23 protein-coding genes are annotated in these 21790 nt (G+C 70.6%); 8 read left to right on the top strand and 15 right to left on the bottom strand.

Features of this window, described 5'->3' with window-relative positions; all coding sequences use genetic code 11:
• Positions 1 to 34: 34 nt before the first annotated feature.
• The 11 genes from AAG689_RS17870 to gspG form a co-directional block, all read right to left on the bottom strand.
• On the bottom strand, positions 35 to 1423 hold the full coding sequence (locus tag AAG689_RS17870) for a GspE/PulE family protein (protein ID WP_406623128.1): 1389 nt from the start codon (positions 1421 to 1423) through the stop codon (positions 35 to 37).
• Positions 1423 to 2619, bottom strand: a complete 1197-nt coding sequence (gene gspD, locus AAG689_RS17865) for a type II secretion system secretin GspD (protein WP_406626369.1) — start codon at positions 2617 to 2619, stop codon at positions 1423 to 1425. Before gspD ends, AAG689_RS17870 begins: the two co-directional genes overlap by 1 nt.
• On the bottom strand, positions 2589 to 3611 hold the full coding sequence (locus AAG689_RS17860) for a secretin N-terminal domain-containing protein (RefSeq protein ID WP_406623127.1): 1023 nt from the start codon (positions 3609 to 3611) through the stop codon (positions 2589 to 2591). Before AAG689_RS17860 ends, gspD begins: the two co-directional genes overlap by 31 nt.
• 131 nt (positions 3612 to 3742) lie before the next feature.
• Positions 3743 to 4543 (bottom strand): type II secretion system protein N, encoded by an 801-nt coding sequence (locus AAG689_RS17855; protein WP_020226845.1) that lies wholly within the window; start codon positions 4541 to 4543, stop codon positions 3743 to 3745.
• A gap of 11 nt (positions 4544 to 4554) precedes the next feature.
• The gene (gene gspM, locus AAG689_RS17850) at positions 4555 to 5058 is read right to left on the bottom strand and encodes a type II secretion system protein GspM (RefSeq protein ID WP_406623126.1); all 504 of its coding nucleotides are present in this window, start codon (positions 5056 to 5058) and stop codon (positions 4555 to 4557) included.
• Positions 5055 to 6287: a type II secretion system protein GspL gene (gene gspL, locus AAG689_RS17845; RefSeq protein WP_406623125.1), complete on the bottom strand. Its 1233-nt coding sequence runs from the start codon at positions 6285 to 6287 to the stop codon at positions 5055 to 5057. The genes gspM and gspL overlap by 4 nt, the downstream gene beginning before the upstream one ends.
• 42 nt (positions 6288 to 6329) lie before the next feature.
• Positions 6330 to 7322, bottom strand: a complete 993-nt coding sequence (gene gspK, locus AAG689_RS17840) for a type II secretion system minor pseudopilin GspK (protein ID WP_406623124.1) — start codon at positions 7320 to 7322, stop codon at positions 6330 to 6332.
• A complete protein-coding gene (locus AAG689_RS17835) occupies positions 7319 to 7993 on the bottom strand; it encodes a type II secretion system protein J (RefSeq protein ID WP_406623123.1) in 675 nt (224 codons plus the stop codon). Before AAG689_RS17835 ends, gspK begins: the two co-directional genes overlap by 4 nt.
• A 1-nt stretch (position 7994) precedes the next feature.
• Positions 7995 to 8360: a type II secretion system minor pseudopilin GspI gene (gene gspI, locus AAG689_RS17830; protein ID WP_406623122.1), complete on the bottom strand. Its 366-nt coding sequence runs from the start codon at positions 8358 to 8360 to the stop codon at positions 7995 to 7997.
• 152 nt (positions 8361 to 8512) lie between these two features.
• Positions 8513 to 8953 carry a prepilin-type N-terminal cleavage/methylation domain-containing protein gene (locus AAG689_RS17825; RefSeq protein ID WP_020226851.1) on the bottom strand — a complete coding sequence of 147 codons (441 nt, stop codon included), beginning with the start codon at positions 8951 to 8953 and terminating at the stop codon, positions 8513 to 8515.
• Positions 8928 to 9344 (bottom strand): type II secretion system major pseudopilin GspG, encoded by a 417-nt coding sequence (gspG, locus tag AAG689_RS17820; protein WP_406623121.1) that lies wholly within the window; start codon positions 9342 to 9344, stop codon positions 8928 to 8930. The genes AAG689_RS17825 and gspG overlap by 26 nt, the downstream gene beginning before the upstream one ends.
• A gap of 52 nt (positions 9345 to 9396) precedes the next feature.
• On the opposite strand from gspG, the gene AAG689_RS17815 reads away from it, so the two are divergent.
• Positions 9397 to 9843, top strand: a complete 447-nt coding sequence (locus AAG689_RS17815; protein ID WP_406623120.1) for a type II secretion system protein N — start codon at positions 9397 to 9399, stop codon at positions 9841 to 9843.
• Between the two features lie 3 nt (positions 9844 to 9846).
• Here the strand turns inward: AAG689_RS17815 and AAG689_RS17810 are convergent, their stop codons facing one another.
• From AAG689_RS17810 to ilvA, 3 genes are all read right to left on the bottom strand, one after another.
• A complete protein-coding gene (locus AAG689_RS17810; RefSeq protein ID WP_406623119.1) occupies positions 9847 to 10401 on the bottom strand; it encodes a histidine phosphatase family protein in 555 nt (184 codons plus the stop codon).
• Positions 10398 to 11201: an adenosylcobinamide-GDP ribazoletransferase gene (locus AAG689_RS17805; protein WP_406623118.1), complete on the bottom strand. Its 804-nt coding sequence runs from the start codon at positions 11199 to 11201 to the stop codon at positions 10398 to 10400. The genes AAG689_RS17810 and AAG689_RS17805 overlap by 4 nt, the downstream gene beginning before the upstream one ends.
• A 68-nt stretch (positions 11202 to 11269) precedes the next feature.
• A complete protein-coding gene (gene ilvA / locus AAG689_RS17800; RefSeq protein ID WP_406623117.1) occupies positions 11270 to 12835 on the bottom strand; it encodes a threonine ammonia-lyase, biosynthetic in 1566 nt (521 codons plus the stop codon).
• A 210-nt stretch (positions 12836 to 13045) separates the two neighbouring features.
• Here ilvA and AAG689_RS17795 point away from each other — a divergent pair, with 210 nt between their 5' ends.
• Positions 13046 to 13495, top strand: a complete 450-nt coding sequence (locus AAG689_RS17795; protein WP_020226857.1) for an OsmC family protein — start codon at positions 13046 to 13048, stop codon at positions 13493 to 13495.
• 5 nt (positions 13496 to 13500) lie between these two features.
• On the opposite strand, the gene coq7 is transcribed toward AAG689_RS17795, so the two are convergent.
• Entirely contained in the window at positions 13501 to 14118 is a 618-nt protein-coding gene (gene coq7, locus AAG689_RS17790; protein ID WP_406623116.1) for a 2-polyprenyl-3-methyl-6-methoxy-1,4-benzoquinone monooxygenase, read from the bottom strand.
• Between the two features lie 310 nt (positions 14119 to 14428).
• Between coq7 and AAG689_RS17785 the strand changes: the two genes are divergently transcribed.
• The 6 genes from AAG689_RS17785 to AAG689_RS17760 all read left to right on the top strand — a co-directional run bounded on the left by AAG689_RS17785 (position 14429) and on the right by AAG689_RS17760 (position 21789).
• A complete protein-coding gene (locus AAG689_RS17785; protein ID WP_024000805.1) occupies positions 14429 to 15511 on the top strand; it encodes a porin in 1083 nt (360 codons plus the stop codon).
• A gap of 219 nt (positions 15512 to 15730) precedes the next feature.
• Positions 15731 to 16963: a porin gene (locus AAG689_RS17780; RefSeq protein ID WP_406623115.1), complete on the top strand. Its 1233-nt coding sequence runs from the start codon at positions 15731 to 15733 to the stop codon at positions 16961 to 16963.
• A gap of 103 nt (positions 16964 to 17066) precedes the next feature.
• Entirely contained in the window at positions 17067 to 18050 is a 984-nt protein-coding gene (locus tag AAG689_RS17775; RefSeq protein WP_020226861.1) for an ABC transporter permease, read from the top strand.
• Between the two features lie 2 nt (positions 18051 to 18052).
• Positions 18053 to 19273 carry a M20 aminoacylase family protein gene (locus AAG689_RS17770; protein WP_406623114.1) on the top strand — a complete coding sequence of 407 codons (1221 nt, stop codon included), beginning with the start codon at positions 18053 to 18055 and terminating at the stop codon, positions 19271 to 19273.
• Positions 19274 to 19283: 10 nt separating this feature from the next.
• A complete protein-coding gene (locus tag AAG689_RS17765) occupies positions 19284 to 20849 on the top strand; it encodes an ABC transporter substrate-binding protein (protein ID WP_406623113.1) in 1566 nt (521 codons plus the stop codon).
• 19 nt (positions 20850 to 20868) lie between these two features.
• A complete protein-coding gene (locus tag AAG689_RS17760) occupies positions 20869 to 21789 on the top strand; it encodes an ABC transporter permease (RefSeq protein WP_034689756.1) in 921 nt (306 codons plus the stop codon).
• Position 21790: the final 1 nt, after the last annotated feature.

The following is a 21790-nucleotide window of genomic DNA, read 5'->3' as shown; positions in this document are numbered from 1 at the left end:
AGGAGCAGCAAGCGCAGGCAGCTCTCTTTTTCGATCAATCCCGCGTGACGCGCAGCACTTCCTCGCGGCTGGTGATGCCCTGCGCGATCAGCCGCTCGCCATCGTCGCGCATCAGCGTCATGCCGCCGGCCAGGGCTTGGGCGCGTACGTCGGCCTCGGCCGCCTGGTTGTGGATCTGGGCGCGGATGGCATCCTGGACCACCAGCAACTCGAACACGCCGGTGCGGCCCGCATAGCCCGTGTGGCCGCAGTGCTCGCAGCCCGCGCCGTGGCACTGGGTGCAGAACTTGCGCACCAGCCGCTGGGCCAGCACGCCGAGCAGCGAGGAGGACAGCAGGAACGGCTCCACCCCCATGTCGGTCAGGCGCGTGATGGCGCTGGCCGCGTCGTTGGTGTGCAGCGTGGCGAGCACGAGGTGGCCGGTGAGCGAGGCCTGGATGGCGATCTGCGCGGTCTCGAAGTCGCGGATCTCGCCGATCATGATCACGTCCGGGTCCTGGCGCAGGATGGCGCGCAGCGCCTTCGCGAAGGTCAGGTCGATCTTGCCGTTGACCTGTGTCTGGCCCACGCCGGGCAGCTCGTATTCGATGGGGTCTTCCACCGTCATGATGTTGCTGCGCGCGGCGTCGAGCCGCGCCAGCGCCGCGTAGAGCGTGGTGGTCTTGCCCGAGCCCGTGGGCCCGGTCACGAGGATGATGCCGTGCGGCTGGGCGATGAGCTGCTCGAAGCGCGCCAGCGCGCCGCCCTGCATGCCCACCGACTCCAGGCTCAGCTTGCTCTCGCTCTTGTCGAGCAGGCGCAGCACCGCGCGTTCGCCGTGCGCGTTGGGCAGGGTGGAGACGCGCACATCGATGGCTCTTGTCCCCAGGCGCAGGCTGATGCGGCCGTCCTGCGGCAGGCGCTTCTCGGAGATGTCGAGGTCGGCCATGATCTTCAGGCGCGAGATCAGGGCCGCGTGCAGCGCGCGGTTGGGCTGCACCACCTCGCGCAGCGTGCCGTCCACGCGGAAACGCACGCTCGAATGGCGCTCGTAGGGCTCGATGTGGATGTCGCTCGCGCCGTCGCGCACGGCCTGCGTGAGCAGGGCGTTGAGCATGCGGATGATGGGCGCGTCGCCCGCCGATTCCAGCAGGTCTTCCACGGCGGGCAGCTCCTGCATCATGCGCGAGAGGTCGGCACCTTCCTCGACCTCGCTCACCACCGTGGCCGCGCTCGATTCGCTCTGCGAGTAGGCGGCGCTGATGCGCTGCGCCAGCTGCGGCGCATCGAGCGGCACGAAGCGCTGCACGGCGTGCTTGCGCAGCACCTCGGACAGGGCGGCCGCGTCGGGTGCGGGGCCGTGCCACAGCACGAGCTGCTGGCCGTCGTCCTCCAGCAGCAGCTGGCTCGACCGCGCGAAGGCGTAGGGCAGCGGGTGGCGCATCACTGCAGCCCGCCCGCTTCGCCGCCCACCAGGGGCTGGGCGGCGGGGCGGGGCGGGGCGGGCGGGGGCGCGGGCACCACGGGGGCCAGCGGCGCGGGTCCGGCGCCCGGGCGCAGCGGCGGCAGCACGGGCGCATCGGACACCGCGCGCATGACGGCGCTGGGCGCCGGCTGGGTGCCTTGCTGCAGCGCGCGGATGGCCTCGTAGCGGTCCATCACCAGCGCCTCGCTGGTGGCGGCGTCGCGGATCACCATGGGGCGCAGGAAGACCATCAGGTTGGTCTTCTTGCGCGAGCGGTTCTCGTTGCGGAACAGCGCGCCCACCACCGGCAGGTCGCCCATCACGGGCACCTTGTCCTGGCCCAGGGCGTAGCTGTCTTCCAACAGGCCGCCGAGCACGATGACGTTGCCGTCGTCCACCATCACCGTGGACTCGATGGAGCGCTTGCTGGTGGTGGGGCCGTTGGTGTCCTTGAGCGTGCCCTCGTTGACCTTGGAGACTTCCTGGTACAGCGTGAGCTTGACGGTGCCGTTCTCGTTGATCGTGGGGCGCACGCGCAGCATCAGGCCCACGTCCTTGCGCTCCACGGTGGTGAAGGGGTTCACCGCGCCGTTGTTGCCGCCGGTGTTGGCGTAGGAGCCCGTGGGGAAGGGCACGTTGTTGCCGATGATGATCTGCGCTTCCTCGTTGTCCAGCGTCAGCAGGTTGGGCGTGGACAGCACGTTGGCGTCGCCCGTGTTCTCCAGGAAGTTGGCCAGCGCGCCCAGGTAGTACTTGCCGTTGATGCGCGGGGCGATGGCCACGTTCATGCCGTTGCCGAGCGTCTGGCTGGAAATCCCCGCGGCGTTGCCCGTGGCGGCGGCCACCGCCAGGTCGATGATGTTGCCGCCGGTGACGCTGGAGTTGGTGCCGATCACGCCCACGGCGCCGCTGCCGTAGTTGCCGAAGGCGGTCTGCCACTGGATGCCGAACTCGGCCACCTTGTTGGCGCTCACCTCCACGATCAGGCTCTCTATGAGCACCTGCGCGCGGCGGCCGTCGAGCTTGTCGATCACCGCGCGGATCTGGCGGTACTGCGGCTCGGGCGCGGTGATGATGAGCGAGTTGGTGGTCGGGTCCGCCTGGATCATGCCGCCCGTGGAGGGCTGGTTGGCGTTGCCGCCGTTCAGGCCGCCGCTGCCGGTGCCCGTGCCCAGGCCGCCGCTGGTGCTGCCCGCGCCCAGGCCGCCGCTTTGCCCCAGCGTGGAGCCGCCGCCGGTCTGCGTGAGCCCCCGGACAGGCCGGTGCCCAGCCCGCCGCCCACGCCCGTGGTGCCGCCGGCGGTGGCGGCGCCGCCCGAGGCGGCCGCCAGGGCGGCGCGCAGCGTGGTGGCGAGCTTCACCGCGTCGGCGTTCTTCAGGTAGACCACGTGGATGTTGCCGCTGGCCGCGCTGCTGCCCGGCAGGGCCGGCTGGTCCAGCTTGGCCACCAGCGAGCGCACCAGCGCCACGCGCGCCGGGTTGGCCGCGCGCACGATCAGCGCGTTGCTGCGTGGCTCGGCCAGCAGGGTGGTCTTGAACGCGGTGTCCGCCTGGCCCTGCGCACCGGCCGGCGGCACGCCGGCGGTGGCGGCTGTGCCGGCGCCTTCGACCAGGCGGGAGACCAGCGGCGCCAGGTCGGCGGCGACGGCATGCTGCAGCGGGATCACCTCCACGTCGCTCGCGTTGGAAACGTCCATCGCCGCCACGATGCGCGCCAGGCGCTGCAGGTTGTCGGCGTAGTCGGTGATCACCAGCGAGTTGTTGCCGGGGTTCACGTTGATGGTGTTGTTCGGGCTGATGAGCGGGCGCAGCACGGGCACGAGGTTGGCCGCGTTCTCGAAGTTCAGCTTGAAGATCTGCGTGACGATCTGCCCGCCCGAGGGCGTGCCGCCCACGCCGCCCTGCGACACGCTCACGCTGCCGGTCTGCAGCTTGGCGTCGGCCTCGGGCACCACCTTGTACAGGCCCGCCGACTCCACCACCGTGAAGCCCTGCAGCCGCAGCGCCGCCAGGAACTGCTGGAACGCCGCCTGGGGCGGCACGGCCTTTTCCGTCACCAGCGAGAGCTGGCCCTTCACGCGCGGGTCCACCACCACGTTCTTGCCGGTGATGGTGGCCATGGTGCGCGCCACGGCCTCGATGTCGGCGCCGGCGAAGTTGAGCGTCACCGGCTCGCCCGGCTGCACACTGCCAGTTTGCGCATGAATTGTGCCGCTAGCGCTTACCAGGCAAGCGCAAGCAGCTATGAGATTGAGAGCGAACCGCAGGGAATGGGGGCGGGGTGGAAGATGCATAGGGGTCAGCCCACGGTGATGACGGAGCGCGCGCCGCTGCGCCGCCCGATGATGTTCAGAAGATTGGCGAGCGCGGCCTCGCGCCCCGGCGCGGCGCTGGCCTCGCCGGTGAAGCGCAGGCGCTGCCCCACCCATTGGCCGCTGCCCGACAGCAGCAGCGCGCCGTCCAGCGTCGAGAGCTGCAGCGTGGGCGCTTCACCGCCCGCGAGCTGCAGCCGGTAGCTGCCCATGGGGCGCAGCGTGGACAGGCGCGAGGACATGTCCAGCGCATCCAGCCGCACCTGCCCCTGCAGGCGCATGCGGCCGGCCGACCACTCCAGCGCCAGGCCCTGTGTGCCCAGCTGCAGGCGGCCCTGGGGCTGCACCGTGTTCCAGGGCGTGCCCAGGCCGCTGAGCACCGCCGCCGGCCAGCGGCTGTCGCCGTCCGCCACGGCCAGGTGCAGCCGGCCCCAGCCGGGCGTGGCGCGCAGGTGCAGCGGCGCGGGGGTGCAGCAGTCGGCCGACAGCTGCGCCTGCGCGCCGGTCCAGGCCGGGCGCAGCCGCCAGTGCAGCCGCCCGGGCAGGGCCGTGTGGTCGCGGCTGTCGGCGCCGCCGGTCAGCACCAACTGGGCGGAGCCGTTCCACACCGTGCCGCGCGCCTGCTGCAGCAGCACCTGCCCGCCGCTGGCGCGCGCGACGCCCGCGGCCAGCCAGTGCGCGGGCGCGCACAGCAGCAGCGTGGCCAGCGCGCCCAGGCCCAGCCCGGCCACGGCCCAGGGCCACGGGGCGCGTGGCGGGGCGGAGGAGGGGGCGGAGCGGCGGAACATGATGGTCGTGGCTATTCGGCGGGCAGGGCCAGCACCAGCGTGCCGTCCCAGCGCGCGGGCGTGTCCGGCGCGCCGGCGGTGCGCACCAGGCGTGCCTCCAGCGGCACGGCGCGCGCGCCGGCGCGCGCCTGGGCCAGCCAGTGCGCCAGCGCCTCGGCGGGCACGCCCTTGAGCGTGATGGTGGCGCGGTCGCCGGCCACGGACAGCTGCGCCGCCGCGCCGAGCTGCTGGGTGAGCGTGCCGCGCAGCGTGCGCAGCGCCTCGCCGCCCTGGGCACGGGGCGCATCCTTGAGCTGCAGCGCCTCGGCCTGCAGCGCGTGCATGCGCTGCAGTTGCGCGTCCAGCGCGGCATGGCGGGCGGGGGCTTCGCGCAGCGTGTGCAGCGCGGGCGCCAGCAGCAGCCACCACAGCACGGCCAGGCCGACGACGGTGGTGGCGGCCAGCACCAGCGCCTGCTCGCGCGGTGCGAGCGTGGCCCAGTGCGTGCGCAGCCGCGCGGTCAGCGGAGATGTCATGGCTGTCCCTCCGCGCGCACCAGCAGCGCTTCGTCCTGCATGCGGGCCGAGAAGCCCTGGGCGGCCAAGGCCTGGTTCAGGGCCGTGAGTTCTTCGGGCGCCAGCGCCATGCCGCGCAGGCGCAGCTCGCCGCTGGCGTATTCGATCTGCGCGGGCATGCGCGATGCGGGCAGGGCGCCGGCCGCGGCGGCCATCAGCGGCTCCAGGTCGCGTGGCGCCATGCTGCCGGCGGCCTGGCGCAGTTGGGCCAGCTCGCGCTCCATCTGCACCGGCGCGTCCACCACCACCTTCACGTGCGCAAAGGTCTGGGTGAGCGCGCCGCGCACGCCGGCCTGCTTGGCCGCGAGCGCCTGGCGCTCCTGCCAGGCCCAGGCGTTGAGGCCCACCACCTGCACCGCCACGGCCAGGCCCAGGGCCCAGCGCGCGGCGCGCCACTGCGGCGCGCGCAGGAAGGTGTTGGCGGCGCTGCCCAGCTTGCGCAGCGCGCGGGTGCGGCCGCTGCTGGCCAGGTCGAACTGGGCCAGGTCCCAGTCGCCGCGCGCCGCATCGAGCATGCGCTGGCTGGCCGTCTGGATCTGCACGGGGCGGCCCAGCACGCGCTCGGCCAGCGCGGCCACGGCGGGCTCGGCGCGCACGGGCGCAGGATCGGCATCGCCGCCAGCGGGCGGCAGCAGCGCGGGGGCCGAGGCGAGCGGCAGCACGGCCACGGCCTGGTGCGGACCGTGGCCGCAGAGCACGGCCAGCGCGTCCTCGGGCGTGCCGAGCACGGTGCATTCCACTTGGCCGCTGGCCGTGGGGCCGGGGGCCACCTCGGGCACCACGCGGTCCACGGGGCGACCGGCCGCCTCCAGCGCCTGCAGCGCGCCGCGCAGCCAGGCGCGGTCGCACACGGCGACCCAGGCCGGCGTGCCGCTGACGGCGCCGGGCTGCAGCGCGAAGTGCAGCAGCGCGGGATCGTCGAGCAGGTGCTCTTCCAGCAGTCCTTCGAGGATGGCGCGCAGGCGCGGCGCCTGGGATAGCGCGCCCTGGGGCAGCGTCACGCGCTGCCACGACAGCGCGCGCGCAGGCACCACGGCCACGGTCTCGCCGGCCCGGCCCGGGTCGGGCAGCAGGGCCGCGGGGGCGCTGGCATGGCGGGTGGCGGTGTGGCCGTCGGCCGTGAGCGTGTAGCCGTACTCGGCGGCGGGCTCCGGCGAGCCCAGGGGCAGGGTGAGGACGAGGGTGCTCATGGATGGATTTCGCGGGGCATTGTAGGGGGCCGGGGTGACGCCTCAGCGCGCCGGCGCCGTGGCGGCCTGCAGCAGGCTGCCGCGCTCGCGCCACAGCGTGAGCACCTCCCCGCGCTGCTTGAGGACGAGCGAGCGCTCCTCCACCACGGCCGAGTCCAGCCGCAGGCGCCCGCGCACCTCGAAATAGCTGGACGCCACGGTGTGCGTGGCGGTGCCGATGCGCGCGCCGTCGCCGCCGCTGCCCTCGCCGATGAGGCGCGCTGCGTCCGATTCGCTGCGGAAGTGCTGCGCGTCGCGCGCCTGCACGAGGCGCTGCGCGTCGGCCATGTCCAGCCCGTCGGCGCTGGCCCACAGCACGATGGCGCTGGCGGTGTTCAGGTTGACCTTGGTGGCCACGGGCAGCAGCGTGACGTGGGGGGCCAGGGCGGCCACGGTTTCCTGCGGCAGGCCCAGCCAGCCGAGCTGTTCCACGTTCTGCGGCAGCAGCGGCGCGGCGCGCGCGTCGCCGCCCTCGGCCAGCGCGCGCTGCAGCTGCACGGCCAGGGCGACGAGCTGCTGCTGAGGCAGGCCCAGATAGTCGAACAGGCGCGCGAACTGGCGCCGCGCCACGGCGTTGACCTGGCCGCCGCCGGCCGCGCCGGTGTCCACCAGGTTGCGCAGGTTCAGCCGGGCCTGCATGTCGGCGATGCTGCCGGCCAGGAAGGCGTTGGTCGTGTCGGTGCTCGCGTCCTGCACCTGGGCCACGCCGCGCTCGGCGGCCAGGAAGGTGGACAGGCGCGCTTCCTCCAGCGGCACGGACCAGGGCTCGGTGAGGTTGTCGGTGCCGTCGCCGCCGCGCGCGAGCGAGTCCTCGCGCAGGATCAGGCGCGCCCAGTCCAGCGCGCCCACGAGGATCCAGGCCGACTGCACGCGCGCGCGCTCGGCTGTCTCCACCTCGATGGCACGCCACTGCCGCCACATGGCGGACGCGGCGAAGGCGGCCACCAGCGTCACCGTCAGCATGGCCGCGAGCAGTGCGGCGCCGCGCTGCCTCATGACTTGCCTCCGCCCTGCAGCGGGCTGACCCAGTCGCGCGTGACCACGCCCGCCACCGCGCCGCCCGGCGGCAGCGTGAGCTGCACGCGCACGCCTTCGGGAATGCTCGCGGCCGCCTCGGTGAGCCCGCCCGCCGTGCGCGGCGTGCCGGCGCTGGCCGCGCTGGACAGGGCGTTGGCCCAGGCGCCGCCACGGTAGTAGAAAAGCTGCCAGTTCTGCAGCGGCATCAGCACGGTTTCCAGGCGGCGCTCGGCTTCGCCCGGGGTGCGCGCCCACTGGGCGGCGCGCTGCCAGGCCTCCTGCCATTCGGCGCGGGTACGCACGGGCAGCGACTGCCAGCGCAGCCATTGGCCCGAGCGCAAGGCCCAGGCGACGACGACGGCGCCCTCCTGCGGCGCGCGCGTGCCGCGGCGCGTGAGGCGCAGCGCCTGCCCGTCCCAGGCGAGCGGCTCCGTGTGGTCGATGGCCTGCAGCGCGTCCAGGTCGGCGGCCCACTGCGCCAGCACGGTCTGCAGCGCCAGCACCTGGTCGGCATGCGCGCGCGTGCGCTCCTGCGAGCGCACCATGCCGTCCAGGCCGCGCCAGCTCACCAGGGCCAGCAGCGCCATGACGGAGATGGCCACGAGCAGCTCGACGAGCGTGAAGCCGCGTGGGTGGGTGCTGCTGCGCATGTCAGTAGCGGCCCACGATGGTGGAGAGTTTCAGCACCGGGAGCTGCTGCGCGTCGAACACCTGCGCGTCCACGCGGCGGAACTGCGGGTTGGGCGTGGGCGAGACGGTCACCGCCACCTGGTAGGCCTGCCCGGCCTGCTCGCAGCCCAGGCGGGCATCGCCGATGGAGGGCATCTGGCTGGACAGGCGCACCTTGGCCAGCTCGTTCTCGGCGCACAGGTGGGCCAGCACCACGTCGGTCTGGCGCACGGCGTTGCGCGTGAGCGCCGACGTGGCCTGCAGCCCTGCCATGAGCGCGATGGCGACGATGGCCAGCGCCACCAGCACCTCCACCAACGTGAAGCCGGCCTGCCGCCGCGTGCGCATTTCTCCACGATGCTGCGTATCACCCGCGCCCCATGAAACCGGCGCGTCCCAAGCCAGGGCAGCCGAGCAAGGGCCGCCCCGCAGCGAGGGCTGCGTCCCCCTGCCCGGCGAAGCCGAGAGCGGGGAAGGCGCGAAGCGCCACAGGGGGTGTTTCACTGCAGCGCCTCCGCCGCGAAGGGGTGCAGCCCGTCGGTGGCCACGCGCACGGCGCGCTGCGGGTAGGACGGGCTCACGATCACGACTTGCTGCGGGCCGATCAGCGGCTCGGGCCCCAGCCACAGCACGCCCGGGCCGCGCACACCCGTGGCGCTGTCGAGCCAGCGGCTGGGCAGGGCCAGGGAGGGCAGCCCTTCGAAGCGGAAGCCCTGCGCATCGGCGCGCCAGCGCACAGCAGCGCCGGAGGCGCGCGACTGGGCGCGGGCCGACTCCAGCAGCGCGGCCAGGCGTTCGCCCTCGCGCTGCAGCTGGGTGGCACCGCTGTCGCGCAGGGCCAAGCCCACGCCGGCGGTGGCGAGGGCCATGATGGCGATGACGACCAGCAGCTCCAGCAGCGTGAAGCCGCCGGCCCTACTGCCAGCTGCCGATGTCGGCATCCTTGCCCTCGCCCCCCGACTGGCCGTCCGCGCCGAAGGACATCACGTCCACCTCGCCCTTGATACCGGGGCTCAGGTACTGGTAGGGGCGGCCCCAGGGGTCGTTGGGCAGCTTTTCCAGGTAGGGGCGCCAGTTGCCGGGCACGGGGCCGGAAGAGGGCTTGGCGATGAGCGCCTGCAGGCCCTGCTCGGCCGTGGGGTAGCGCTGGTTGTCCAGCCGGTAGAGCTTGAGCGCCTGCATGATGTTGGTGACGTCCGTGCGTGCGGCAGTGCTGCGCGCGTCGTCGGCGCGGTCCAGCACGTTGGGCACGATGAGCGCGGCCAGCACGCCGATGATGACCAGCACCACCATCAGCTCGATCAGGGTGAAGCCGGCGGCGGCGCGGCGCATGAGGGGGTGAAGCGGCTCTGGATGGACATAGCCGGTCAATGATAATCGCGCGATGGTGACGAATACACACAGCCCATGGGGTCTGCGCCTGGCGACGCTGGCGCTCTGGGCGCTGGCCGGTGCCAGCGCGGTCTATTGGGGGCTGCGGCTGTCGGCGTCCGCCGCCGGCCCGGCCTTCGCCCCGCCGGCGTCCGCGCCCGTGGCGGCCGATCCGCAGGCCCTGGCGCGGCTGCTGGGCGCGAACCCCGTGGTGGCCGCGGCCAGCGCGGCGCCCGCGGCGGCCAGCCGTTTCGTGCTGCTGGGCGTGCTGTCCGGCACGGCCAGCGGCGGCGGCGCGGCCCTGATCGCCGTGGACGGCAAGCCTGCCAAGCCCTACCGCGTGGGCGCCACGGTGGAGCCGGGCCTGGTGCTGCAGTCGCTGGGCCGGCGCGAGGCGCGGCTGGGCGCCTCCATGGACGGTGCGGCCACGCTGGCGCTGGAAGTGGCGCGCAAGAAGTAGTTTTCAGACAAGCGGCACGGTGGTCCAGGCGCCGAAGGTGGGCGCTTCCCGCGGCCATTCGTGGGACAGGGGCATGCGCCGCGTGCCATGTGCCTGGAGCCACTGCACGCAGCGCGCCACGCCGGCGTGCGTGATCCAGACCACGTCGCGCTCCAGCGCGGCGGCGTCCCGCAGCGCGGCGTCCACGCGAGCCAGCATGGCGGCCAGCGGCTCGCCGCCGCCCGGGGCGTGCGCGCAGAACCGGGCGGTCCAGGCGTCGATGTCGGTGCGGGCGATGGCGCTCCAGGCGCGCCCCTCCCAGGAGCCGAAGTCCATCTCGGCGATGCGCGGCTCCGGATTCAGTGCCAAATCGGGCCGTAGCGCATACAGGGAAAGCGCAAGTAGCTCACATCTTTGTAGCGGAGAGTGCTGCACCCGCGCACCGATGGGCAGGGCGCGGGCCAGCGCGGCGGCGGCATCGCGCGTGGCCTGGGCGTCGGCGGACACGTCCAGCCGGCCGTAGCAGATGCCGCCCTCGACCAGCGGGCGCGCATGGCGCACCAGCCACAGCGTGCTCATTGGGCCAGGGCAAGAGCCGCGCCCAGGTAGAAGCCGATCTCCCCCACCTGCTGCGCCGCGCCCAGGCAGTCGCCCGTGAAGCCCTGCAGCCGCCGCGCGAAGCGCCAGCCCATCCAGGCCGCGCCCAGCGCGCTGCAGGCCGCGGCTGCTATCAGTGCAGGAGCGCCCAGCGCTTTCTGGGAAAGCGCCAGGGGCACAAAACACCACAAGGCCGCCACGGCCAGCGCGCGGGCGGATATCTGGTCGGCCAGCGGCTTGCTCTTGGACGTGGCGGTGTCGCCCACGTGGGGCAGCGTACGTACGATGCACAGCGGCCACAGGCGCGAGAGCACGTGCGCGCCCACGATCGCGCCCAGCGCGGCGGCCAGCCCGTGGCTGCCCAGGTGTGCGAGCAGCGCCACCTTGGCCAACAGCGCCAGCACCAGCGCCATCGCGCCGAAGGCGCCGATGCGCGAGTCCTTCATGATCTCCAGCGCGCGCTCGCGCTGGTAGGCGCCGCCCAGGCCGTCGGCCACGTCGGCGAGGCCGTCTTCATGGAAGCCGCCGGTCATGAGCACGGTGGCGGCGGTGGAGAGCACGGCCGCCACGGCCGGGGCGAACGGGTCCGGCCCCAGCGCCAGCAGCAACGCGCCGTACACCAGCGCCGCCAGCGCCGCCGCGAGCCAGCCCACGCCGGGAAAATGCGCGCTGGCCGCGCGCAGCATGGCGGGGCTGTAGCCCACCCAGGCGGCCAGCCGCCCGGTGACGGGGATGCGCGTGAAGAACTGCACGGCCAGCAGGTAGTGGCGCAGGGCTTGCATCGGATGCTGCTTAAATAATAGCTGCTTGCGCTTGATGGACGGGCGCTGGAGGCCGATTTCGCTTGAAGTCAGCCGCCGCCCGCCTGCAGGAACAGGCGGTACGCGGGGTTCTGCGTTTCCTCGACGTAGGGGTAGTCCAGCGCCTGCAGGAAGGCGTCGAATGCAGCCGTGTCGTCCGGCGGCACCTGCATGCCCACGAGGATGCGGCCGTAGTCCGCGCCCTGGTTGCGGTAGTGGAACAGCGAGATGTTCCAGGTGGGCCGCATCAGGCTCAGGAACTTGAACAGCGCGCCGGGCCGCTCGGGGAAGGTGAAGCGCATCAGGCGCTCGTCCTGCGCCAGGGCCGAGTGGCCGCCCACGAGGTGGCGCAGGTGTTCCTTGGCGAGTTCGTCGTGCGTGAGGTCCAGCGACTCGAAGCCGTTCTTCTGGAAGTTCCTGGCGATCTTCTCCGACTCGCCCCGCCCATGGGTGGACAGGCCCACGAAGACGTGGGCGCGGCGCGCGTCGCTGATGCGGTAGTTGAACTCGGTCACGTTGCGCGGGCCGCCGGGCAGGGCACCCACCACCTCGCAGAAGCGCCGGAACGAGCCGCGCTCCTCGGGGATGGTGACGGCGAACAGCGCCTCGCGCTCCTCGCCCACCTCGGCGCGCTCGGCCACGAAGCGCAGGCGGTCGAAGTTCATGTTGGCGCCGCAGAGGATGGCGGCGTAGGTCTCGCCCTTGGTCTTGTGTTTGGCGGCGTACTGCTTGATGGCGGCCACGGCCAGCGCGCCCGCGGGTTCGACGATGCTGCGGGTGTCCACGAAGATGTCCTTGATCGCGGCGCAGACGGCGTCGGTGTCGACGATCACGAAATCGTCCACCAGGCCGCTGGCGACGCGGAAGGTTTCCTCGCCCACCAGCTTGACGGCCGTGCCGTCGGAGAACAGGCCCACGTCGGGCAGCTGCACGCGCCCCTGCGCGCGCACCGACTGGGCCATGGCGTCGGAGTCGTTCATCTGCACGCCGATGACCTTGATCTCCGGCCGCACGGCCTTGATGTAGTTCGCCACGCCGGAAATCAGCCCGCCGCCGCCGATGGCGACGAACACCGCGTCGAGCCGGTTGCTGCCCAGCGCCTGGAGCTGGCGCAGCATCTCCATGGCGATAGTGCCCTGGCCGGCGATCACGTCCGGGTCGTCGAAGGGGTGCACGAAAGTCAGGCCCTCGTCCTGCTGCAGGCGGGCGGCGTGCTCGTAGGCGTCGGAATAGCTCTCGCCGGCCAGCACGACCTCGCCGCCGAGGGTCTTCACCGCGTCGATCTTGAGCTGCGGCGTGGTCGTGGGCATCACGATCACGGCGCGCGTGCCCAGCTTGCTGGCGCTCATCGCCACGCCCTGCGCGTGGTTGCCGGCCGAGGCGCAGATCACCCCGCGCGCGAGCTGCTCGGACGAGAGCTGCGCCATCTTGTTGTAGGCGCCGCGCAGCTTGAAGCTGAACACCGGCTGCTGGTCCTCGCGCTTGAGCAGCACCTTGTTGTGCAGGCGGCGCGAGAGCGCCTTGGCAGGCTGCAACTCGGACTCCACCGCCACGTCGTAGACGCGGGCCGTGAGGATCTTCTTCAGGTAGTCGAAGGGGGTGAGGGGCTGGGTCATGGGGCGCACATCATAGAACCGACCCACCGGGGGCTGTTCGGGCGAAAAAAAGCCCCGGGCCGGAGGCCTGGGGCTTAATCCATCCTTTTGAGGAGATGGAGGAGACAATCGGTGCGAAGCATCAAGCAACGCATGGCCGCATTGTAGCGCGTTGGTTGCTGCGTTGCAGCAAAATCGCACATTCGTTCTATTCTTTGGAGAAAAAACAACATGGAATGCACCGTCACCTGGACCGGCGCCGCCGGCACGCGCTCCGGCATGGGCTTTATCGCCGAAACCGGCAGCGGCCACGTGCTGGCCATGGATGGCGCGCCGGATGCCGTGCGCCCCGAGAACGGCGGCCAGAACCTGGCGCCGCGCCCCATGGAGACCGTGCTCGCGGGCACGGGCGGCTGCACCGCCTACGACGTGGTGCTGATCCTCAAGCGCGGCCGGCACGACGTGCGCGGCTGCAGCGTGCGGCTCACCTCCGAGCGTGCCGAGACCGATCCCAAGGTCTTCACCCAGATCCACATGCACTTCACGGTGACCGGCCGGGGCCTGCCGGCCGAGGCCGTGGAGCGCGCCATCGCCATGAGCCACGACAAATACTGCTCTGCCAGCATCATGCTGGGCAAGACGGCGCAGATCACCACGGGGTTCGAGATCGTCGAGGGCTGAGCCCCCTATATGTAGTGCGCCGTCGTCGTCATGACTTTGGCGGCAGCCCGCATCAGCCACTGCGCCGGTGCGGGCAGCGGCGCGGCCCCGGCGGCCAGCGCCTGAGTGGCGTGGCGCTCCTCGTCCTCCTGCATGCGCGCGACGATGGCGCGCGAGGGTGCATCCTCCTCGGGCAGGCGGTGCAGGTGGCTTTGCAGGTGTGCAGACACCTGCTTTTCCGTCTCCACGACGAAACCCAGGCTGGCGCGGTCGCTCACGCCGGCTGCCGCCAGGCCGATGCAGAAGGCGCCGGTGAACCAGAGCGGGTTCAGCAGGCTGGGGCGGCTGTGCAGGATGTCGAGGCGCTCGCGGGTCCAGGCGAGATGGTCCGTCTCCTCCTTGGCCGCCACCAGCAGGTCCTGGCGCAGAGCTTCATCGCGCGTCACGCAGGCCTGGGCCATGTACAGGGCCTGGGCACACACTTCGCCGACATGGTTGACGCGCATCAGCGCGCCTGACAGGCGCGCCTGCGGTGCAGCGAGCTGGACAGGGGGTAGGGCGGCGGCAGGCGACGGCTGCGAGGCCTGCGGCGTTGCGAACAGGGTTCTCAAGGCGCTGTCGGCAGCGATCAGGAAGCGGTCCATAAAAGCACAATGTTGGTCAAAACGCACAAAGTGCGGCGTACTGGCGCAAAAAAACAGCGCATCGCTGCCTGCGCGGAGCAACAATAAGCCAGTTTTGCCGCGCCTCAGGGCATGTTGCGGTACAGCAACGAAAACCCGCTTTTCGCCCGATTGTGCGGGAATTCCTTTGCGAAACCCGGCGGCGTCTGTTGCAATAGGAGTAACTTCCCCACCAGGAGGTTGGCCCGGGGAACCGGCGGGGCTGTGCGTGAGCTGCACCCCATAGTCCTCTCGATCCGGGGCCCTCTGTTTAACCTTGGAGTAACTCGCAATGAAAAAATCCCTGATTGCCCTGGCAGTGCTGGCCGCTTCTGGCGCCGCAATGGCCCAGTCCTCCGTGACCCTGTACGGCGTGGCTGACGCCGGCGTGACCTTCATCAACGGCAAGGACAACTGGTCTGGCCTGACCTCCGGCAACAACCTGACCAGCCGTATCGGTTTCCGCGGCGTGGAAGATCTGGGTGGCGGCCTGAAGGCCAACTTCCGCCTGGAAGGCGGCGTGAACCTGGACAGCGGCGACGGCGCTTCCGGCTATGCAGGTGCCAAGGCTGGCGAAGGCTTCGTGTTCAAGCGTAACGCGACCGTGGGCCTGGAAGGTGGTTTCGGTGAAGTGCGTCTGGGTCGCGAACTGACCGCAGCCTACAACGCCACCGCTCGTTACGACGTGTTCGGCAGCGTGGGTCTGGCACAGTCCCGCCTGTGGGCTGACGGTGGTGTGGTCGACGCAACGGGCAACCCCGCTGCTGTGACGACGAACCAGCGCGTGAGCAACGCCATCACCTACGTGTCCCCCAACATCGCTGGCTTCAAGGCCGCCGTGAACTACGGCTTCGGCGAAGTGGCTGGCAAGAACGGCGACAGCCGTTACCTGGGCGCTGGCCTGACCTATGACAACGGCCCCCTGAGCCTGGGTCTGGGTCTGGAGCGTCTGAGCAAGGGCGTGAACTCCTCCGTGAACGGCGACATCGACGCCTGGAGCCTGGGCGGTTCGTTCGACCTCGGCGTGGCCAAGCTGCTGGGTGGCTATCGTCAGTCCACCTCCGACAACTACGCCGCTTCCGGCAACGACAACAAGCGCAAGGGCTACATGCTGGCTGTGACCGCCCCCGTGGGCCCCGGCCTGGTGCGTGCTGCCTACGACCGTTACGAAAACAACTTCAACGGCAACAAGGCCAAGGCTGACCAGTTCGGCATCGGCTATGTGTACAGCCTGTCCAAGCGCACTTCCGTGTACGGCACCTACGCCTACCTGAAGAACAAGGACGGCGCCAACCTGTACACCCTGGGTTCCGGTGGCCTGAAGGACAACGGTTCGCAGCAAGGTCTGCAAGTCGGCATCAGCCACACGTTCTAATGCCCGGCTGGCGTATGCCAGCTTTGCATGAACGGCAAAACCGCTGCCTTCGGGCAGCGGTTTTTTTTCGTCTGTCCCATGGAACCCGCGGGCCAGCGTCACGCATGCAACAAAGAACTAGGGAAAACGCCTGTGGCTGGGAGGTGATACGGGCTTGTCCCCCAAGGGGCTATTTCTAAGAATGCAAGTTCCATCATCCTTAGAAGAGAGAGAGCACCTATGCGTCTGTTTGCAAAGAAAAATATCGTCCTGGCTGCCATGGCCGTGTGTAGCGCGGGTGCTTCCATGGCCCAGACTGCCAATACCAGCAAGGTCCAGCTGTGGGGCATCGTGGACGTCGCCGTGCGCCACACCAACAACGAAGGTGCGGCGAAGGGAAGCAAGACGCAAATGATCGGCGGCGGCATGTCGCAAAGCCGCTGGGGCATCAAGGTCGAGGAAGACCTGGGCGGAGGCAGCAAGGCGCTGGTGGAGCTGGAAAACCGCTTCGACGCCGATGCGGGCAATGCCGCAGTCAACGCGCCGTTCTTCCAGTTGGCCAACGTCGGTCTGCAGGGTGCCTATGGCCGCCTGACGGCGGGTCGCCAGTGGAACGTGCTGTTCGACGTGGTGACCAGCACCTACGCCTCGTTCCCCTATTCGCCGTACATGGAAGCCTACAAGCCCGAGCTGGGCATGGCCGTGGGCGCACGCAACAGCAATTCGCTGAAGTACATGTTCGCCACGCCGGACCGCAGCTTCGTCGGCGGGCTGCAGTATTCCTTTGACGAGAACAACGATACCAGGGCCATTGAAGCAGGCTTCCCCGGCAATGCCGCCAGCCTGCCGGCCCTCGTGGGAGCGCAGGCGCTTAGCACGATCAATGGCGGTGCATGGAAAACCCTCGGTGGCTATCTGCGCTACTCCACCGGAGGCCTCGCAGTCGGCGGTGGCTTCCTGCGCACCGAACTGCCCGGCGGCACCGACGTGGATGCCTGGACGGTGGGCGGCTCCTACCGTACCGGCCCCTGGTATTTCATGACGGGCTATGCACAGAACAAGGCCAAGTTCGCCACGCCGGGCAGCGCCCTCGATCCAGTGAATATCCGCAATGCGGTGGACAAGGCGATCCTGGGCGCGTTCTGGGCCGGCCAGACCAATGGCGGCTTCCAGCCGGGCGATGCCAACAAGCGCCAGCTGGTAAAGCTGGGCGTGGGCTACCAGCTCACCTCCCAGTTGAACCTGGGCATGCACTACTACCGCGGCAAGCAGTCCGGCTCGGCCTCGGGCCTGTCCAACGGCAATTCCGACTTCCTGGTGGCCGTGGCGGACTACGCCTTCAGCAAGCGCACCGACGCCTACTTCGGCGTGGACCACACCAAGATCAGCGGCGGCAGCGCTGTGGTGCTGGATGCGGCCAGCGGTGCACGCAAGCGCACGGGCATCACCGTCGGCCTGCGCCACCGCTTCTGACACCTTTTGCGCCGGCTTCGCAAGAACCTCCCTCGGGAGGTTTTTGTGTTTTGGGCCGGGCGCTTCCTGCTAGCATGGCCCGACTATTGCGTGGTTTATCCGAATGCTTGCCTTCATCCTGCGCCGACTCCTCCAGGCCGTGATCGTGATGGTCACCGTGGCCTTCATCGCGTTCATGCTGTTCCAGTTCGTGGGCGACCCGGTGGCCATCCTGCTGGGGCAGGATGCGACGCCCGAGCAGATCGCGGAGATGCGTGCCGCGCTGGGGCTGGACAAGCCATTCTTCGTGCAGTTCTGGCACTTCCTCGTGAATGCCGCGCAGGGCGAGTTCGGCCTCTCCCTGCGCCAGGGCGCGAAGGTGTCGCGGCTGATCGCGGAACGCTTTCCCGCCACGCTGGAGCTGGCGCTGGTGGCCGCCGTCATCGCGCTGGTCGTCGGTGTGCCCATGGGCGTGTATGCGGCTCTGCGGCGCGGCACCTTCACCAGCCAGGTGTTCATGACGCTGTCGCTGCTGGGCGTGTCGCTGCCCACGTTCCTCATCGGCATCCTGCTGATTCTGGTGTTCTCGGTCACGCTGGGCTGGTTTCCCAGCTTCGGCCGCGGCGAGGTGGTGCAACTGGGCTGGTGGAGCACGGGGCTGCTCACGGCCAAGGGCTGGCACCACATGGTGCTGCCGGCGGTGACGCTGGCGATCTTCCAGCTCACGCTCATCATGCGCCTGGTGCGCGCCGAGATGCTGGAGGTGCTGCGCACCGACTACATCAAGTTCGCCCGCGCGCGCGGCCTGACGGACCGGGCCATCCACTTCGGCCATGCGCTCAAGAACACGCTGGTGCCGGTGATGACCATCACCGGCCTGCAGCTCGGCGGCCTGATCGCCTTCGCCATCATCACGGAGACGGTGTTCCAGTGGCCCGGCATGGGCCTGCTGTTCATTCAGGCCGTCACCTTCGCCGACATTCCCGTGATGGCCGCCTACCTGTGCCTGATCGCGCTGATCTTCGTGGTCATCAACCTGGTGGTGGACCTGCTCTATTTCGCCGTCGACCCGCGCCTGCGCATCGGCGGCAAGGCCGGAGGGCATTGACCATGCAGCCCCCGCGGTTCAAGGCGGGCGGGCGAGCCTTCGCGCACATCGCCCAGTACCACCCGGAACTCACGGCGCTGCGGCGCGACCTGCACGCGCACCCCGAGCTGGGCTTCGAGGAGGTCTACACCGCCGCCCGCGTGCGCGAGGCGCTGCGCGCCTGCGGCGTGGACGAGGTGCACGAGGGCATCGGCCGTACCGGCGTCGTGGGCGTGATCCATGGGCAGGGGCGCGGCAGCGGCGCCATGGTCGGCCTGCGCGCCGATATGGACGCGCTGCCCATGGCCGAGCACAACGACTTCGCCTGGAAGTCCTGCAAGAGCGGCCTCATGCACGGCTGCGGCCACGACGGGCACACCGCCATGCTGGTGGGCGCGGCGCGCTACCTGGCGGCCACGCGCCACTTCGACGGCACGGCGGTGCTGATCTTCCAGCCGGGCGAAGAAGGCCTGGGCGGCGCGCGTGTGATGATCGAGGACGGCCTGTTCGAGCGCTTCCCGGTCCAGTCGGTCTACGCCATGCACAACTGGCCGGCCATGAAGCCGGGCACGGTGGGCATCAACGACGGCGCCATGATGGCCGCGGCCGACCGCGTGACCATCGAGATCACCGGCCGCGGCGGCCATGGCGCGCACGCCTACCAGACGGTGGACGTGGTGCTGGTGGCCGCGCACATCATCACGGCGGTGCAGGGCATCGTCTCGCGCAACGTGCGGCCGCTGGACAGCGCCGTCCTCAGCCTGTGCGCCGTGCAGGCGGGCGACCTGGGCGCGTTCAGCGTGCTGCCGGGCACGGCCACGCTGGTGGGCACGGTGCGCGCGTTCGACCCCTCCGTGCAGGACATGGTCGAGCGCCGCATCCAGGAGCTGTGCAACGCCGTCGCCCTGGGTTTCGGCGCCACGGCCAACGTGCGCTACGAGCGCATCTACCCCGCCACCATCAACACCGAGGCCGAGGCCCGCTTCGCCGGCGACGTGGCCGAGGCGCTGGTGGGCGCCGAGAACCTGGTGCGCGACCTGGAACCGAGCATGGGCGCGGAGGATTTCTCCTTCATGCTGCAGGCCAAGCCGGGCGCCTACCTGCGCCTGGGGCAGGGCATGGGTGCGGGCAACAGCACGTTGCACAACAGCCGCTACGACTTCAACGACGACATCCTGCCCCTGGGGGCGGCGCTGCATGCCGGTCTGGTCGAGCAGGCGATGCCGCTGGCGGCGGCGCAATGAGGCCGTGAAGATGCCGTCGCTGAGATTCAAGCAAAAAGTGGCTCTGGCGCTTGCCGGGCAAGCGCTGGCAGCTATTTTTACGGTAGCAAGCGCGCAGACCATCCGCGTGGCCAACCAGGGCGATGCGCCGTCGATGGACCCGCACGTGCTCAACGAATCGCTGCAGCTCAGCCTCACGGGCAACCTGTACGAGCCCCTGGTGGGCCGCAACAAGGACCTGCGCCTGGCGCCGGCGCTGGCCGTGGCCTGGCGCATGCAGGCGCCCACCGTCTGGCGCTTCGAGCTGCGCCGGGGCGTGCGCTTCCACGACGGCACGTCTTTCAGCGCCGACGACGCGGTGTTCTCCCTGCGCCGCGCGCAGGGCGAGGGCTCGGGCCTGAAGAACTACCTGAGCGACGTGCGGCAGGTGCGCAAGATCGACACGCACACCATCGAGGTGGAAACCCGCGCGCCCTCCCTGCTGCTGCCCGATGCGCTGTCGCACGTCTACATGGTGAGTCGGCGCTGGAGCGAATCCCTCGGCGCCGCCCGGCCCGACGCGGCCCTGCAGCGCGCCAACGGCACCGGCCCCTTCCGCCTGCAGGAGCGCCAGCCCAACCAGCGCACCGTGTTCGCGCGCCATGACGGCTACTGGGGGCGCATGGAAAGCAACGCGCAGCAGATCGTCTTCACGCCCCTGCCCGACGACGCCGAGCGCGTGCAGGCCCTGCTCGACGGGCGCGTGGACGTGGCCGAGCCCGTTCCCGTGCAGGAGATCGACCGCGTGAACGCCGCGGGCGGCGCGCGCGTGGTGACCGGGGCGGAGCTGCGCACGCTGTTCCTGGGCATGGACCAGCGCAGCGACGAGTTGCCGTATTCCAGCGTCCGGGGCGCCAACCCTTTCAAGGACAAGCGCGTGCGCCAGGCCTTCTATCAGGCCATCGACATCGACGCGATCCGCAAGGACGTGATGGGCGGCGCATCCACGCCCGCGGCCCTGATCGTGGGACCCGGCATCAACGGCTTCCAGCCCGACGCCAAGCGCCTGCCCTTTGATGCGGCCGCTGCGCGCGCCCTCATGGCGCAGGCGGGCTATGCCGACGGCTTCGACCTCACCCTGCACTGCCCCGCGGGCCGCTACGTGCGGGACGCTGCCGTCTGCGCCGCGGTGGCCGAGCAGCTCGCCGCCATCCAGGTGCGCGTGACGGTGCAGGCCGAGCCCAAGGAAGCCTATTTCCCGCGCATCCTGCGGCGCGACACGGCCTTCTACCTGCTCGGCTGGACGCCCTCCACCTACGATGCGCAGAGCGCCTTGCACGCGCTCGCCGCCTGCCCGGACGGGCAAGGCGCCGGCCAGTTCAACCTGGGGGGCTATTGCAACCCGGCGCTGGACGCGCTGGTGCACAAGGCCCAGATGGAAACCGACCGGACCCGCCGCAATGCGCTGATGCGCGAGGCCGTACTGCTGCTGGCCGCCGACATCGCCTACCTCCCGCTGCACCAGCAGGCGCTGGCCTGGGGCGTGTCCCGCAGGGTCCGGCTGGTGCAACTGCCCGACAACTCCATGCCCTTCAAATGGATGGGCGTGGCACCCTGACGACAAGAACCACAGCCCCATGAAACAAATGCTCTTGCGTTGGTACGACAGCGACGTGGCCCACAGCTTCCGCACCTCGCCGGTGGCCGTCATCGCGGCGGTGATCGCCGCCGTGTGCGTGTTCTGCGCGGTGTTCGCCGGCTGGGTCGCGCCGCACAACCCATTCGACCTCTCCACGCTCGAGTTGTCGGATTCGCGCCTGCCGCCCGCATGGAGCGCGGAGGGCACCTCCAAATACCTGCTGGGCACCGACGACCAGGGGCGCGACATCCTCTCCGCGCTGATCTACGGCACCCGCATCTCGCTGATCGTGGGGCTGGCCGCCGTGGCGCTGTCGCTGCTGATCGGCGTGGGGCTGGGCCTGCTGGCCGGGGCCACCGGCGGCTGGGTGGACGGCCTGCTGATGCGCGTGTGCGACGTGGTGTCGTCCTTCCCCGCCATCCTGGTGGCGCTGCTCATCGCCGGCGTGGCGCGCGCCATGTACCCGGACGCCTCCGAAGGCATGGCCTTCGGCGTGCTCATCTTGGCCATCGCCTTCGCAGGCAGCAACGGCTGGGTGCAGTACGCGCGCACCGTGCGCGCCAGCACCATGGTGGAGCGCAGCAAGGAATACGTGCAGGCTGCCCGGGTGACGGGCGTGCCGCCCGCGCGCATCATGGTCAAGCACATCCTGCCCAACGTCACCGGCCCGGTCACGGTGCTGGCCACCATCCAGGTCGCCACGGCCATCATCACCGAGGCCACGCTCTCCTTCCTCGGCGTGGGCGCGCCGCCCACCTCGCCGTCGCTGGGCACGCTGATCCGCGTGGGCAACGACTACCTGTTCTCGGGCGAATGGTGGATCACCGTCTTCCCCGGCATCATGCTGGTGCTGATCGCGCTGTCGGTGAACCTGCTGGGCGACTGGCTGCGCGATGCGCTGAACCCACGACTGCGCTGAT

Source organism: Acidovorax sp. SDU_ACID1, assembly GCF_045291395.1.
Taxonomy (GTDB): Bacteria; Pseudomonadota; Gammaproteobacteria; order Burkholderiales; family Burkholderiaceae_C; genus MR-S7.
This window is presented reverse-complemented; position numbering and strand designations above follow the sequence as displayed.